Raw genomic sequence first — 15,627 nt, 5'->3', positions numbered from 1 at the left:
CTCAGGACGAATATTTAATTCGGTTTAGAAATGGGTATAGGTCAGTGCAAGCTTGTAAGCTGGACCATATTCTTCATATTGCGCGTTATAGGCTTTAGAACCGGAATAGTTGTAATAGACTTCATCGGTTATATTCTGTATATCAAACTTCAACTGCAGGTTTTTCGATAAATTCAGGTGACTACTGAAATCGAGAAAGACTTGGTCATCGGTATAAATGTCTTTTTCAGGCGCATCGATGTCACCCAATTCATACAAATAGCTCGATTTATAGTTTGCAGAAAGACGTACGCCAAAGCGTTCATTTTCCCAGCCCAGCATGAGATTACCCACTACATCGGACTGGTTCGGCAGATGAATACGACGACTTAGCAGCTCGCCATCTTTCATCGAATCGATATCAGCCTCAGACTTACTGAAAGTCGTATTAAAGCCCAATAACATCCCATTCCATGGCGCTGCTAAGTGGTCAAACTTCTGTGAATAAGCAAATTCCATCCCATACAGTTTGGCCTGATTACCGTTTTTATAAGTAATTGCTTCATCAAAGTCAGCCCATTGCCCTGTCCCAGCAATATTGGTGTTGTAAATGAAGTTATCGATATCTTTATAGAATGCATAGAAGCCGACCATGCTGGCTTGCCCCAAATACTTTTCTACCCCTAAATCGAAGTTCGAAGACTCCAATGGCTTCAACATTGGATTACCAAACTCAGCCTCATCACCATCGATATATACACCTGGTGCACTTTGTGCAAAGTTCGGTCGTACTACACTATTGGTCCATGCAGCACGAAGATAGGCATTGTCTGCGAGTTGATAACGGAAATGTAAACTCGGCAACCAATGATCATAGTCATTTTCATATTGGGTGGATGTGATCACATCATCATTAAACTCAAAACCACGCGCTTTAAATTGGGTGTTCTCATAACGTAATCCGGCAATCACGCGAAGTTGGTCTAAATCGACCGTATTCATCAAATAGGCGGCTTGAATGTCTTCATTTGACTTAAAATCGTTAATGATTGAACCATCTGCCACGACATAGTCACTGGCGTTGAGACCGCTAATTTTGGCTTTAATCGCATCTACATTGAGGCTAGGACCAAACTGGCCGAGTTCATAGTCACTATTGGAGTTAAAGTCCGAACTTGAGGTACTCAAGTCTTCGTACTCCCACTCATCGGTATTGTTGGTCTTTTCACGTTGACTAATCTTGCCGCCAAACTTAAACGATGCGGCATAATTACCCAACATATAGTCTTTGAGAAAATCTAGCTTTGCGTTGTACTCTTTATCCGTGGTTTTGGATTGTTCCCAAGAAATCGAATCCAACTCATAGTTCGCAGCATCGTAAAGGTCCTGATCTGCCGTAATCACTGGTTTTTGTGTACTGCTAAAACCCACATTACTTAATTCTGCCTTGTATTTTGCCCCAGAAATTCCGCCTGGATTTTCCTCTGATGCTTCGCTATAGCCCAACTGTCCTTCAACGGTCCAGGTGCCGAACCCTTGTTTACCGCCTAAAACAAAAGACTGAATTTCTTGAGTCTCCTCTCTGCTCTTCAATGAGCGAGTCACTTCTGCATCACCGCTTTGTCCAGCCAGCAATGGATCAGAAAACTCAGCGGCGACTTCCTGACGCGATTCGGTATCTTTAAAACGACTGTATAGGGTTCTTAAATAATATTCCCCCGTATCGTTAGGACGGTAATCAAAATTTAGCCCCGCACCGATGCGCTCTCGCTCGATATCATATTGACGCATTGCCGTTTCTTCGAGCGCATGACCATCCCATGTGCCACCAGTTTCAACGTTATCAGAACCAAACTTTCGATTTTGATAACTCAGGGCCAATGCCACCCCGAGGTTATCCTGACCTTCACCTACACTAAAACGGTTACTGATCGCACCTGATGCTTTAGGGCTATATTTTTCCCGTTTGTCATCATAACTGCCTTCAATTGTACCGGTATAAAACAAGCCATCATGATCAAAAGCCGATAAACTTTCGACCTGAACGGTCCCACCTAAAGAATTAGCATCCATATCTGGAGTCAGGGTTTTGACCACAGCCAACGATTGCACCAACTCCGATGGTAATACATCCAGTGCTACACCACGACGGTCACTTTCAGGTGCAGGCACGAGGGTTCCATTGATAGTGACTGAATTGAGATCCGCCCCCAGGCCCCGCACTGAAACAAAGCGCCCCTCGCCTTGATCACGTTCGGTAGACACCCCTGGAATACGTTGTAAAGCTTCTGCTGCATTATCATCGGGTAATTGTCCAATCCCATCGGCATGTACCACACTGCTGATCTGGTCCGCACGTTTTTGTTCTTTTAGTGCTTTATCCATACGTGCGGCTTGTCCAATGACCTGCACGTATTCCACATTATTTTCTTCCTGCGCATAAACATGTGTCAGGCTTAACATTGACAAGACCAGTGTGCTGAGCTGAAAGCCCGCACGTTTATTTCTGTCTAAACGGCTATTCAGATTGCTCATTGTATTCTTCCCCTCAGGCCAAAGTGGCATGGTTTGAGCGCACAATAAAAAGCGAATATGAACAGGATGTGACAGCAATGATTCCCTCCCTCTCCATTTGGACCTTTTGCTGTATTTCTTGCCACAAAATGAGCTGATTTGATCTGTCTAAATCTATTCTTTGACGAATTAAAAGGTACATATTTACTGTAAATCCAGGATTTTCCCTTACTTTCAGCATTAAAAGCTCAAAATAGCCTGATCTGTTTTGACTCTAACACTTGCCATTAAACTGTCATCTAAACCTGTTTAGCTTGTGTCCAAATAGACCTTCTCTACACGCTATGCCGAAATATTTTGCTTATTACCGCAAGCCTTTCTTATTGTTAGCAACTTTCTGTGCGCTCTCATTATGGCTATTTATCCGCTTAGGGCTGATCAAATCCCTTCATGAATGGAATTGGGTTGATATTTTAGGCGAAGGTGGAGCGACTGTTTTTATCGGAATCTGGATCTTCTTTATTGTCAAAAGTCGTCCTTTGGGTCGAGTCACCCATTATATGTTTTATGGACTGTGCTTTATTTTCTTCCACATGTGGATGGATACTTTGGATGAGTTTATCCGCTTACCCAAAGAAATCATTTGGGATGCTTGGCTAGAATCCATCCCCTTTCCGATTGGTCTATGTTTACTGACCACAGGGATCTATTTCTGGCATCAAGAAGAGCTTGCCATATCCAAACAGATGCAAAAGCGTGAACGTGTCTATAGGGACCATCGTTTATTCGATGCGCTTACTCCCTTAGCTGATGCCAACTATTTTAAGTCTCAGCTTAAATCAATCATGGAACAAGATGACATCGTTAAAAGTGATGTAGCAGTGCTCTTGATCGATATGCAGAATTTCAACCAAATTAACCAGCTATACGGCTTTGATGAGGGTACTTCTGTCCTACAGTATATTTCTCAATTATTGAGCCTGAATTTGCGTCCACATGATTTACTTTGCCGCTTTGCTGGGGATCGCTTTATCGTATTATTGCCCAATACCACGTCACAGCAAGCAGAACAAATTGCCCATCAATTGGAACGCATGATCATGACCAATGCCTATTATCATCGCGATTTGTCTGTCCATATTCCCCTAAAAGCATTAACCACCTCCTGTTCAATTCAACACTATGATCAACCACAACAATTACTCAATGCCTTAAATCAACAACTCATGCAGTTGAAAAAGCATTATGCAGTACAACGGGTAAGCGTATGAGTTTTGAATGCGACTACTGTTTTATTCCAGCCCATCATCAGCTATCAATATTGATTGATTTGGCGGCTAGTCATGAAGTTGACCATCATGTGTTACTTCGCGGTAGTGGGCTTTTTATTGAAGATATTTTTTCTGGTCACAAGCTGATAAATCTGCAACAATTCCAGCACATCCTCAAAAATGCTGAACAGTACTTTCGTAATCAGGATATCAGTTTTTTATTTGGTCAGCGCAGTTTAACCACTCCATTCAATGATGCAATTAAAGCCATGCTTTATTCATCGACCTTAGATGATGCCTTGAATCGCTATTTAACTTTCTTTGCTTCAGTTTCGCCCTGGCTCTGTCCTCGTATCATGTATAGCTCGAACCAGATTCATCTCTATTGGCTAGACGAAAACAAAATTGAAAATCGCTTTTTTATTGAAAGTGCAATGAGTGCAATACAGGCCTTAAGCAGACAGTTGTATCAAAACAAGTTACCTTGGACCTTTGAGTTTAACTTTAATGAGCCAGACTATATTGAGCAATATTGGACGCACCTTGGCGGAGACCTGACCTTTAACCGTCCAATGAATATGATGAGCTTACCCAGCCATTTTATTCATGAACCATTGCCTGGTGCCTCAACAACGCTTGCGACCATCAGTCATCAACAGGCTTTGCAATATATGAGTGCTCAGCATCTCCAACAGAGCTTTTTACTGAGTGTGCATCAGTATCTGATGCAGAATATTCAAAAAAATATCCAACTTGAACACACGGCAGAACATTTTCAAATGAGTTCTGCGACATTAAAACGTAAACTTAAGAAACACCAAACCCATTTCCAAGCACAACTGGATCAAAGCCGGTTACACACAGCCATACACTTATATCGTGTACACGGCTTTAAAACTGAACAGATTTCTCAATACTTGCAGATTAATGACACCACTAATTTCCGTCGGGCCTTTAAGCGTTGGAGTGGCTTAACGGTACAAGCAGCGCAATCTTAGTCCTTTAGCTTTAACTGAACATCTCTTCTTTGCTTCGTAACGCAGTCAAAAACGCATCCTCTTTAGCCGTGATTCAATAGAGTCATCTTTCACACCTCATCAATAAGAAAGAATGCTAAATCCGCTTTAATCACTAAAATCGGAATAGTCACGTTCACTATATTTTTCAGTCTGTATCCACGGTGTTGAAATTGGTGATTTCATTTTATGTACTGAAAACACCTTTGAATAACCTTGCACAGGACGTCGTAACTCATAGCGTTCTACAATCCGATCTTTTTCATTCCATACGATATTCAAGCTTTGACCTGCTTGATGCATTTGATAATGCTGAACTCCAGCATGACTTTGAATAGCTGGAACGTGCTTTAATAAGTCAGGCTGAATTAAGCTATATTCGCAACGCCAGCAACTTCGCATGCCCAGCATTTCTTGCTCTACATCCTTCAAATGCACTCGCATTTTTTCATCAGGCAAGATATAGAAACGCTGAAAAGCCTCATCTTCGGTTTTCATTTTACTTGGCTTATCTTTTTGCAGCCATTGAATCGCATGATCAAAGCTTTGATGCGCATGCTCTCCTTCTTCAGCATGTGCATGTACTTGAGTATTTAAACGCTCAATCCAAACATTATGTTCGTCGCGAATCATCTTATCGCTATACTGTAGAATCGTGGTCACACCATTACTATCAAGCCGCTCAATATGATAATCAATTCGATATTCATCTACTGACCACGCCAATGAACTCAGGGCATACAAAGATAATCCTATAAACAGCGTTTGGTGCTTAAGTAACTTTTGCAGCATTATTTTCATTTAGAATCCAAACGCCTTTTTAAACTGTTCAAAGACCCAGGTATTTTCATGTGTCCCTTTAAATATTTTTGAATTTTGACCTTCTGCAAATAACATCACATCACCGCCCCCATGCGTTTCGCTTTTCTCCAGCTGTACACCCACTTCTTGCTTATAGTCATCCGCAAAAGCTTGCTCATTACTGATGCTTTCTCGAATATCTAAACGCTGGCCTGTACCATTGCCAAACACCAATGTGGTGCCTGTAGCACCATTCACATCACGATAAGGATTATGCATCTGACCATCAGCCAGCACTTTGCTGTAGGCATTTTGCTCTTTTGCGACGTTGTAATCATAGCTGAGACCTAAAATCCCAGGATTGTCTGCTGTACTGCGCCCTGTACGTGCAGCATAACCATTGAAGGTCATGACATGATCATGGTCTGCGGTCACTACAATTAAAGTATTGCTGAGATCCACCTGATGCAGAGCTGTCTGGATAGCGTCATTAAAAGCCTTGGCTTCTTGTAAGGCACGTTTGGCATTATTGCCATGTAAGGCATGATCAATACGTCCACCCTCAACCATTAAGAAATAGCCTTGCCCTTGGTTTTGCGCTTCAAGGGCATCAATTGCCTTACTGGTCATCATCGCCAAGCTTGGTTGGCTATCAATCTTTTTATTTACTCGATCCAAATCATAATTTAAATGTGACTGAACAGAGAACACTGCAAAAATTTTCTGATTATTGACTGTCTGGGCAAGTTCATTCTGGGTTGATGCTGTTTGATAGCCCTGTTGTTTTAACTCTTCTCGTAAATCCCGACCATCCAAACGACCTTTGGGGTTTGACACATCGTCATAAACAGTCCAGTGATTTAAGCCACCTCCCATCAACACATTAATTCCATCTAACAACTTTGGGTTATAGCCCTTGCCTTTGGGAACTGCTTGTAAGGCAATATCATATTGTGCATCACGATGGCAGATATGTGCATAGGTTGCAGCAGGGGTCGCATGAGTCAATTCTGTCGTCGTTACCACTCCTACAGCTTTCCCTTTGCTCTTAGCCAGCTCTAAGATAGATAAAGCGGGGATTCCTGCTGCCACATTACTCCCTTGCTCAGGACAGCGGTTTACAGCTTTGGCAAGGCTTTTTCCATTTGGCAATGTTCCATCATCAGGCTCAACGGCTACCGTACCCGTCGACATGGCAATCACTTCATTTTTATTCTTTTGCCCTGTCATATAAGCGCCCATAGAAGGTGCACTGTCCGTGGTTTGTCCATCTTCAGAATAGGTCTTGATTCGGGCCGTATGTTTCATGGTGTCCATGGCCAGTTTGCCATTTTCCCCTACAGCATAAATTCGACTTGCTGTTACCGTAGTCGGTCCCATACCATCACCTAAAAAGAAAATGATATTTTTTGTCGGACTAAAATCTGAATGATTTTCAGCATATACACCGCATGAGGAGATTGCAGACGTTAAGAGCGTCAACATGTAAGGGAGAGTTTTTAATGTACTGTTCATTGGATATCCCTCTACTTATAAGCCTGTAATCTTGCGAATCAGATGGTTCACTTCAACATTCTCTAAGCTACCCGAGAATTGCTCTGCTCCCTGCCCTATGGCACCTAAGAAAACATCAGCCCCACCATGTGTTTCTTTATCTTTAAAACCTGTCTGAATCACGGCTTCTTGCTGGAAGTCATCTGCAGCAGCACCCGTACACCAGCCAGTTTCACTCAAAGTATAAGTAAAACTATATTTCTCACCTTGTTTAGGTTGTGGACCCTGTACTGGATGACAGATATCACTGTCTTTCAAATTGATTACTAGGTCATCCATCCGATTTTGAGTCGGACGCTTTTTGCCCGTACCAAAACCAATAATCGGATAAGGTTGTCCATGAATATCTTTGGCAAAACCCGCACGATCATAGTTTTTAACCAAACCTAGTACACTGGTTTCCTGACCTTGTACATATTTTCCAGTACGCTTGGCATAGCCATTTAAAAATAGAGTGTGATCATGATCTGCAGTTATCACAATCAAGGTATTTTTTAATTCAGGGTCACTTTGTCGAAGTTTTTTAATGGTTGCATCCAAAGCCTCGTTTAGGGCAATTGTATCCTGTAATGCACGCTTAGCATTGGTGTCATGTAAAGCATGGTCTATACGTCCCCCTTCAACCATCAGGAAAAAACCATTTTTATTTGGGGTTAGAATGTCCAAAGCGGCCAACGTCATTTGCTTTAAACTAGGTTCAGGCAAGTTTTTTTTGGTTCGATCTAAGTCATAATTTAAATGGCTAGTATTAAACAAACCCAATAATTTTTCATTCTTTCCTAACTTCATCTGGGAGAGTTGAGTTTGATCATAGACCACTCGATAGCCTGCTTGTTGCATTTCTGCGATCAAATTCCGTTGGTCTATCCGTTCTCCCCCTTGATCTTTCGGCAGAAATTGACGCTTACCCCCGCCTAGAATCACATCAACCCCATCTTTTAATTTGACGTTATAACGCTGATAGGTATCACCTTGCGAACTTGGTACTAATTGGGATGCTATGTCATTTTCAGCATCACGATGACAAATATGGGCATAAGTCGATGCTGGTGTAGCATGCGTAATGCGAGTTGTCGTGACTACACCTGTACCCCAACCTTGTGCCTTGGCCAATTCAAGTAAAGTTTGGGTGTCTTGCTTATTCTGGTTCTGAGGATTGGTTCCACATTGATGGTTTCCAGCCTGATCTGGTTCTACTGCAATTGTTCCAGTCTGCATGGATATCACTTCATTTTTCATTTTTACACCTGTCATATAAGCACCCATCGATGGTGCGCTATCTGTAACCTGTGCATCTTCTGAGAAAGTACGAACAAATGCTGACTCTGGAAGTTGATCTATCGGCAGTTGCCCGTCTTCACCAACAGCATAGATTCGTGCAGCTGTTAGTGTCGTGATACCCATTCCATCTCCCAAGAAAAAAACCACACGTTGAGGCTGTTTTGATGGTTGTACTGAAGTAGAAGTTGATTGAACTAAAGCAGGACTTTGACAGCCCATCAAAATAACTGTGCCCAAACTACAGCATGCCAAACTCATTAATTTTTTATTAAATTTTTTCTTATGCCAAAGCATTGCATCGACTCATCTTAGGATGGTCGAAAAATACGCTTTAAATATTCAATTTAAATGACAAATTTATGAAAATATTATTATGACTACTTATATAAATTTTCCTAATTGCAAAAAATAGTGTAGCAAGTTGCTACACTATTTTTTTTACTTTATTTTTCTAACATTCTTTTTAGGAAAGCTTCTAATTCTTGTAAATTTTGATCATCAAATTGTCCGATTTTTAAAGATACCTTTAATGTATTATGGTCAAATTTGATATTACCAGCAACTTTCCCATCATATTCAATTTTATGTACAATTGAAGTTTGAATTACTTCTTTCGTTTCTCTTGACTTAAAGATTTTTTCAGCTAGTGATGCCAGTTTTGTCTGTTCAACTTCTTTTTTAAGCAATTTTGACCATGCTTCAAATAATGCTTCTTTAGCATTTTCATGGTTTTCTTCATGATCTGATAGAAATTTTTTCACTGCTGTAGCAGCGGTCCGTGCTAATAATGACGGCTGTTTTTCCAAATCTTCAATCAACTCTCCAGGTAATTTTTCAAAAGATAAATATTTATACATATCTTCACGATTCATACCTAATGACTTTGCTAACTTCTGCTTATTTTTTTTTAATTTTTCATCCAAAGAAGTTAATCCAACATATATTTCATAATCTGTCAGATCTTCTCGCTTTAAATTTTCAGCTAATGTTAATAAAGCAACTTCTTCATCCGATGCATCAATAATGATTACTTCAATGGTGTTCTTATTGAGAAATTGGTGGGCTTTCAATCGTCTTTCACCAGCAATCAACTCATATTTATCATTTATTCTACGAACTGCAATTGGTTGTAATAGCCCAATTTCCTCAATTGATGCTGCTAAATCTTCAATATCTTGTTGATTAAAGAGTTTTCGAGGCTGGTTAGGGCTAGCCTGAATATCTGTAATTTGTACATTACGTCTTAGCTCTTTGACATCGTTAATATGCTCCTTTTGGGCATGTTGATGCTTTTGAGTATTTTGCTGAAGACGTTTAGCCAATAGCTCTTTATTACTTACCATAGTATTTCCAGAATTATATTATCCGACACGCTGAACAATTTCTTGTGCTAAAGTTTCAAAAGCTTTTCGAACTTTTGAGTTTTTATCAACAGATAATAAAGGTTGTTGCAAAATTGCAGCTTGATTAACTTTAGTGCTCATTGGAATTGTGGTATGCAATAATTCTCCAACTTGATTAAATGCTTCATCTTTTATTAATTTACATACATTCTGACGCTCATCATGTTTAATTAATAAAGCACCTAAGAGTTCTAACTCAGGGTTAACTCTTCTAATTTTACTTAAATGATTAATTAAATCAGTAACACCATAGAGACCGTATTGTGAACCAGATTCAATTGGAACAATAACATGTGTCGAAGCGGCTAAAGCATTGCTAGTTAATAATTTTAAGCTCGGAGGGCAATCAATAAGAATGTAGTCATATAATCCTTCTAGAATTTCCAATTTATTTGAAAGTTCCTCGGTTGGTCTTGGTGCATCATCTTTCAATTGATCTTCAGTTTTACCAAGAGTTAATGAGCCATATATTAAGGAAACATTTTTAAATTTTGTTTCTTCTTCTAATGCTTCTGATAATAAACTTATATCACCAATGAGTAATTCCGCTGATGTAGTTTCAACTTCGCTAGGGTGTCTTAATCCTATATGTAAACTTGCATTTGCTTGTGGATCCAGATCAATTACTAAGACCTTATTTCCTAATTCAGCAAGTTCTGAAGCAAGATGTACTACAGTAGTTGTTTTCCCGCAACCACCTTTATGATTAGCTACAGCAATGATTTTAGTTGACATATTTGTCTTAAGGAATTTACTTTGATTTCATTTAATATAAAGATATTTGTAGCAACTTGCTACAGTTCCTTTGTCATATTTTTATCTTTTGAATTCAAAAGATGTGGAAAAAACATTTCTTAACTTTTTTTAAAAATATAGCTAGCTAATTTTAATTAGTATTAATTAGTATTAATTAGTTAATTATAATTAGACAAATTTTATTTTTTTAAAAACAAATAGATAGAATTTTTAAAGTGGAAGGCGTGTCACTAATAAGTGGAAGACCTGTCATTGATAAGTGGAAGCCCTGTCACCTTTAAGTGGAAGGTTTGTCACTAATAAGTGGAAGGTCTGTCACCGATAAGTGGAAGGTTTGTCACTATGGTGGAAGACTTGTCATTGTGATTTATTTTAATGTGGATTTTTTAATTTAAAACAATATAATTCAACTGCTTGTGATGTTGATAAGTTTGTTTTTATTGAAATAAAGGTGGAAGACTTGTCATTAGATGTTTTTTATTCTGTGGATAAACTATTTGTATAAAATTTAATTGATAACATGATGTTTAATAGTCAAGAATATCGGAATGGTGGAAGGCTTGTCACTTTAACAGTGGAATATGTGTTGATTAATTCCACTTTAGTGGTGCTGTAGGCTATTCCTATTTTCAAATTGATTGCTTTAGCGATACGGATGAATTATCAAAGGTGGAAGAATTGTCACTTAAAAGTGTTTAATTTTATATTAATTCCACCATAAGACTAAATAGTATCAAAATTGCACTTTAATAGTGACACTTCTTCCACTCTTAAGGTGTTTGATGGGCATAAACTGAGTTAATTTAATGTAAGGAAGAGAAAATAGTGAGCGGTTTGCATCTTCTTCCACTTTTGTGTATAACATGTAGAAAATATTTTAATCTTTCCACTTATGAGCAATCACAACGAACCAGAAGAATTAGAACATCTACCTTATTGTATTGGTAATATTCGACATAATGGAGTAGTTAGCACTAGTAACCGTCTGATTAGACCAATTGAATTATCATCTAATGAGTATAAAGCTCTACTTTATGCGATGGCTGTTGCGAATTATGGTGAAAAGAATAATCAAGATCGTGAAATTACAGAGCAAACTTATATATATTTGCATAAAGATGATTTAGGCGAACTATTAGGATTAGATAAAAAGAATTCCATTAATGTTGCTATTGATCGTATTTATAAAGAATTATCATCACGAGTAGCCCATTTTGTAATTGAAGAGTCCGTGGATGATAATAAGCGTAAAGTTAAAAAAGTACACTCAGTAGTACCAATTATTCGTGAACTCCGTTGGGAAGATGATGCTAAAAATGCTTTGCAGATACGTTTCACCAGTGAAGTACTTCCATATTTTACTCGTTTAGCAAATGGAAATTTTACAACCTATCAATTGAAAGATTTATTTGCTTTGGACTCTGTCACCAGTATGAGTTTGTATTCATACTTTATCAAAAATGAATTTAAGTATGCTAATCAAGATTCTTATGAGGTTGAACTTTCACTTGAGAATATCAAAGCATTAATTGATATTGGGGAGAAAAAATACGATCGTTGGGTTGATTTTAGACGATACGTTTTAGACAAAATTATTGAAGAAATTAATGAAAGGACTAGTCTTCAATTAGAATACGATACCATCAAGAAAGGTCGACCTATTGTCGGAGTTCGATTTAAAATTCTTAATAGGCATGCCACTGAAGTTGTTGTATCTAATACTAATGATAAGACTCAAATCTATTTAGATGTCAATTTTGATGATAATGCGCTTGTTAAAGAATTAGGTGCGAAGTTCGATATGACCGTAAGGTCTTGGTACATCTATGCGAACGACCCAAATTATAAACAGTTTAGTAAGTGGTTTAAGACAGAAGGGTGCTTAACTGAATCTCAAGCAAATGTGATAGTTAATGATATTATGTTCCAAATGGATTTTGCTGTAGCTGGCAGTTCAATGAGTGAATTTAAGAAAGAAATGAAATATAAATTAAAAAATAATCCAAATTTTGTAAAAGAAAATAGAAAACGATTGAATGAAATATTTGGAAAAGAAGTTATATGATAGTGTAGCAACTTGCTACACTGAACCGTACCGGGTTTGTCGGAGAGTCAATATTCTGAGAGACTATCGCGATGACAAAATTAAAATATACCCCTGAAATCAGAGAAAGAGCGGTTCAATTATTGATTGAATCCGAAAAAGATTATCCTTCTACTTGGGCTGCAATCACAGCAATAGCTCCTAAGATTGGCTGTACTCCTGAAACACTACGTGTTTGGTATCAAAAATATTTAGATAAACAAAATCCTATTAAAGTACAACAGATATCTGATCAAGAAAAAATGAAGCAAATGGAACGTGAAATTAAAGAATTAAAGCGTGCCAATGAAATTCTACGTAAAGCAGCCGCTTTTTTCGCCCAGGCGGAGCTCGACCGCCCACACAAATAATGGTGGATTTCATTCATAACAATAAAGACTTATATGGTGTTGATGCGATTTGTAGGATTTTACCGATCGCAGCTTCAACCTATTACCGAACTTTAGATCTCGCTGACAATCCAGAACATCGAGCGAAACGAGATCTACATGATGAGCATCATGCTGAACAAATTAAACGAATTTGGAAGGAAAGTTCAGGTCGATATGGTGTGCGTAAGGTCTGGCAACAATTGAAACGTGAAGGTTATGTTATCGCACGTTGTACTGTTGCTCGACTGATGCAGAAGGTAGGTATACAAGGTGTTTGGCGTGGTAAGAACAAACAAACTACCCGCAGCCGAGATGATCAAAAAAGAGCAGATGATTTAGTGAAACGTAATTTTAATGCTGATCATCCTGACCAACTGTGGGTAAGTGACTTTAGTGTGCCGCAGCAAGCGGCGTAAGAGATGAGGGTATGGCCCCTCGCTATCGGCTTGCAGGAGCAGGTAGCAAACCACCATAAGCGGCTTGGATCAAAAGTCCCGGTCGTGAGCGTTATGGAAAAGGCATCGTAGAGATGTCAGGTAAGAATTAGGAAGGCGAACAACAGTGAACTGCCGTTCAAGTGTCGAAAGTACTCAAATGACATCAAAACCGGGGATGGAAGTTACCCCGCGATTAGTTTGGCCGTTACCTGCTTACGGGCCATTCGGTGTCCGGCGTAGAGGCAGCGCGATCCTAATTCAGGCTCTTACGTTGAACTGCGGGAACCTTCGGTGGCGATGTCAAGCGAAAGGCACAAGCTCAAAAGGCAAGGCTGATAATAGCAATGCGTCACCAAGGGGCGGAGCAACTCGTAGTAGTGTTGAAGTTACTGTAATGGTAATGGAGCGAAGGGGTTGCATTATCCAGGTCTACGGATTTGTCAACTGTGCAAGCAGGAGGAGCAAAACTTTATGACCAAACCATTTAACATTCCTAAAGCGTTAATCTGGGAGGCATTTAAGAAAGTCAAAGAGAATGGTGGCGCTCCAGGCGTTGATCATGAATCTATTGAGCAATTCGAAAAGCATTTAAAGAACAACCTATACAAACTATGGAATCGACTTTGTTCTGGCAGTTATTTTCCACCGCCAGTTAAGGCTGTTCCGATTCCAAAGAAGTCAGGTGGCGTGCGTATACTAGGTATTCCAACAGTTGCAGATCGAGTCGCGCAAACAGCAGTTAAGCTCTTATTAGAGCCGAAAATTGATCCATTATTTCATCCAAACTCATATGGATATCGTCCGGGGCGTTCTGCCCATGATGCAATTGCGATAGTGAGGAGACGAAGTTGGGATTATGACTGGGTTGTGGAATTTGATATCAAAGGTCTCTTTGATAACATCGACCATGATTTACTCATGCGTGCACTCAAGAAACACTGTGAAATTCCATGGATTCTTTTATATGTGCAACGTTGGTTAAAAGCACCAATGCAACACATAAATGGCCATCTTTTAGAAAGGAATCGCGGCACACCACAAGGTGGTGTTGTGAGTCCTTTATTGGCGAATTTATTTATGCATTATGCTTTTGATATGTGGATTACCAAGAATCTTGCGAGTGTAAGATTCTGCCGTTATGCAGATGATGGCGTAATTCATTGTCGGAGTTTATCTCAAGCCAAACTTGTTTTACAAAAGATCGATGCACGATTTCGTGAATGTGGTCTCGAATTGCATCCAGACAAGACAAAGATTGTTTATTGCCAAGATATTAATCGTCGTAAAGCATATCCCGATGTTCAATTTACTTTTCTCGGGTACACGTTTAGGCCCCGTAAGGCTGTGGACAAGTATAAAAGAGTTTATGTAAATTTCTCTCCTGCAGTCAGTCGTGATGCACTTAAAACAATGCGACAGACTATTCGGAAATGGCATCTACATCTGATGTGTAATCGCGAATTAAGTGATTTATCTGCAATATTCAATCCAATTCTTCAAGGTTGGCAGCAATACTATGGTCGATTCCATGGTTCAGCAATGTCAGCGATCTGGCAACACATGAATGCTTATCTTATACGCTGGATGAGGCGTAAGTATAAAAACTTGGCCCGTCATAAAAGACGGGCTAGATATGCCTTAGGGCGACTTGCGCGTGATTTTCCAAATGCCTTTGTGCACTGGAAAATGGGATGTTTACCATCGGTTGGATAATGGGAGCCGGATGAGCTGAGAGGTTCACGTCCGGTTCTGCGAGGGGCTAAGGGTGAAATTCCCTTGGTCTACTCACCCGTATATTCAAACTCACTCAGGCTGGGTCTATACCGCCTTTATTATTGATGTGTTCTCACGAGCAATTGTTGGATGGAAAGTATCTACACGGATGAATACAGATATGGTGCTCGATGCACTTGAGCAAGCATTGCACGATCGAGGCATGCCAAAGAATGTGATTCATCATTCCGACAGAGGTGTGCAATATCTTTCCATTCGTTATACCAATCGTTTAGAAGCAGCAAATTTACGAGCATCAGTCGGTACGACTGGTGATTCATACGATAATGCTTTGGCTGAAACGGTGAATGGCTTATACAAAACAGAGGTGATTGAATATTTAAAAGCAGATTGGCAAGGTTTAGCG

General features: G+C 39.4%; 10 protein-coding genes, 2 pseudogenes and 1 other annotated feature. Of the genes and pseudogenes, 6 read left to right on the top strand and 6 right to left on the bottom strand.

What is annotated here, in order from left to right; translation table 11 throughout:
- Window positions 1-24 precede the first annotated feature (24 nt).
- On the bottom strand, window positions 25-2,592 hold the full coding sequence (locus tag D7V20_RS12490) for a TonB-dependent receptor (protein ID WP_235831642.1): 2,568 nt from the start codon (window positions 2,590-2,592) through the stop codon (window positions 25-27).
- 245 nt (window positions 2,593-2,837) lie between these two features.
- On the opposite strand from D7V20_RS12490, the gene D7V20_RS12480 reads away from it, so the two are divergent.
- Both D7V20_RS12480 and D7V20_RS12475 read left to right on the top strand, forming a co-directional pair.
- Entirely contained in the window at window positions 2,838-3,764 is a 927-nt protein-coding gene (locus D7V20_RS12480; protein ID WP_120384573.1) for a diguanylate cyclase domain-containing protein, read from the top strand.
- The gene (locus tag D7V20_RS12475) at window positions 3,761-4,762 is read left to right on the top strand and encodes an AraC family transcriptional regulator ligand-binding domain-containing protein (protein ID WP_120384572.1); all 1,002 of its coding nucleotides are present in this window, start codon (window positions 3,761-3,763) and stop codon (window positions 4,760-4,762) included. The genes D7V20_RS12480 and D7V20_RS12475 overlap by 4 nt, the downstream gene beginning before the upstream one ends.
- 126 nt (window positions 4,763-4,888) lie before the next feature.
- On the opposite strand, the gene D7V20_RS12470 is transcribed toward D7V20_RS12475, so the two are convergent.
- From D7V20_RS12470 to D7V20_RS12450, 5 genes are all read right to left on the bottom strand, one after another.
- Window positions 4,889-5,581, bottom strand: a complete 693-nt coding sequence (locus tag D7V20_RS12470) for a hypothetical protein (protein ID WP_235831641.1) — start codon at window positions 5,579-5,581, stop codon at window positions 4,889-4,891.
- Entirely contained in the window at window positions 5,582-7,096 is a 1,515-nt protein-coding gene (locus D7V20_RS12465) for an alkaline phosphatase (RefSeq protein ID WP_120384571.1), read from the bottom strand.
- Window positions 7,097-7,111: 15 nt separating this feature from the next.
- Window positions 7,112-8,710 (bottom strand): alkaline phosphatase, encoded by a 1,599-nt coding sequence (locus D7V20_RS12460; RefSeq protein WP_120384570.1) that lies wholly within the window; start codon window positions 8,708-8,710, stop codon window positions 7,112-7,114.
- Window positions 8,711-8,859: 149 nt separating this feature from the next.
- A complete protein-coding gene (locus D7V20_RS12455) occupies window positions 8,860-9,759 on the bottom strand; it encodes a ParB/RepB/Spo0J family partition protein (protein WP_120384569.1) in 900 nt (299 codons plus the stop codon).
- Between the two features lie 18 nt (window positions 9,760-9,777).
- Window positions 9,778-10,554 (bottom strand): ParA family protein, encoded by a 777-nt coding sequence (locus tag D7V20_RS12450; protein WP_004942653.1) that lies wholly within the window; start codon window positions 10,552-10,554, stop codon window positions 9,778-9,780.
- Between the two features lie 913 nt (window positions 10,555-11,467).
- Between D7V20_RS12450 and D7V20_RS12445 the strand changes: the two genes are divergently transcribed.
- From D7V20_RS12445 to D7V20_RS12420, 4 genes and pseudogenes are all read left to right on the top strand, one after another.
- Window positions 11,468-12,640 carry a replication initiation protein gene (locus D7V20_RS12445; RefSeq protein WP_004637173.1) on the top strand — a complete coding sequence of 391 codons (1,173 nt, stop codon included), beginning with the start codon at window positions 11,468-11,470 and terminating at the stop codon, window positions 12,638-12,640.
- Window positions 12,641-12,711: 71 nt separating this feature from the next.
- A pseudogene (locus D7V20_RS12435) lies at window positions 12,712-13,454 on the top strand (IS3 family transposase); the annotation flags it as partial.
- Window positions 12,987-13,103 (top strand) — a sequence feature (AL1L pseudoknot). (Overlaps the previous pseudogene by 117 nt.)
- 504 nt (window positions 13,455-13,958) lie before the next feature.
- Window positions 13,959-15,200, top strand: coding sequence for a group II intron reverse transcriptase/maturase (ltrA, locus tag D7V20_RS12425; RefSeq protein WP_120384568.1), 1,242 nt, complete (start codon window positions 13,959-13,961; stop codon window positions 15,198-15,200).
- 79 nt (window positions 15,201-15,279) lie between these two features.
- Window positions 15,280-15,627, top strand: a pseudogene (locus tag D7V20_RS12420) (DDE-type integrase/transposase/recombinase); the annotation flags it as partial.

This window comes from Acinetobacter rongchengensis, from assembly GCF_003611475.1.
In the GTDB taxonomy this organism is placed as follows: domain Bacteria; phylum Pseudomonadota; class Gammaproteobacteria; order Pseudomonadales; family Moraxellaceae; genus Acinetobacter; species Acinetobacter rongchengensis.
This window is presented reverse-complemented; position numbering and strand designations above follow the sequence as displayed.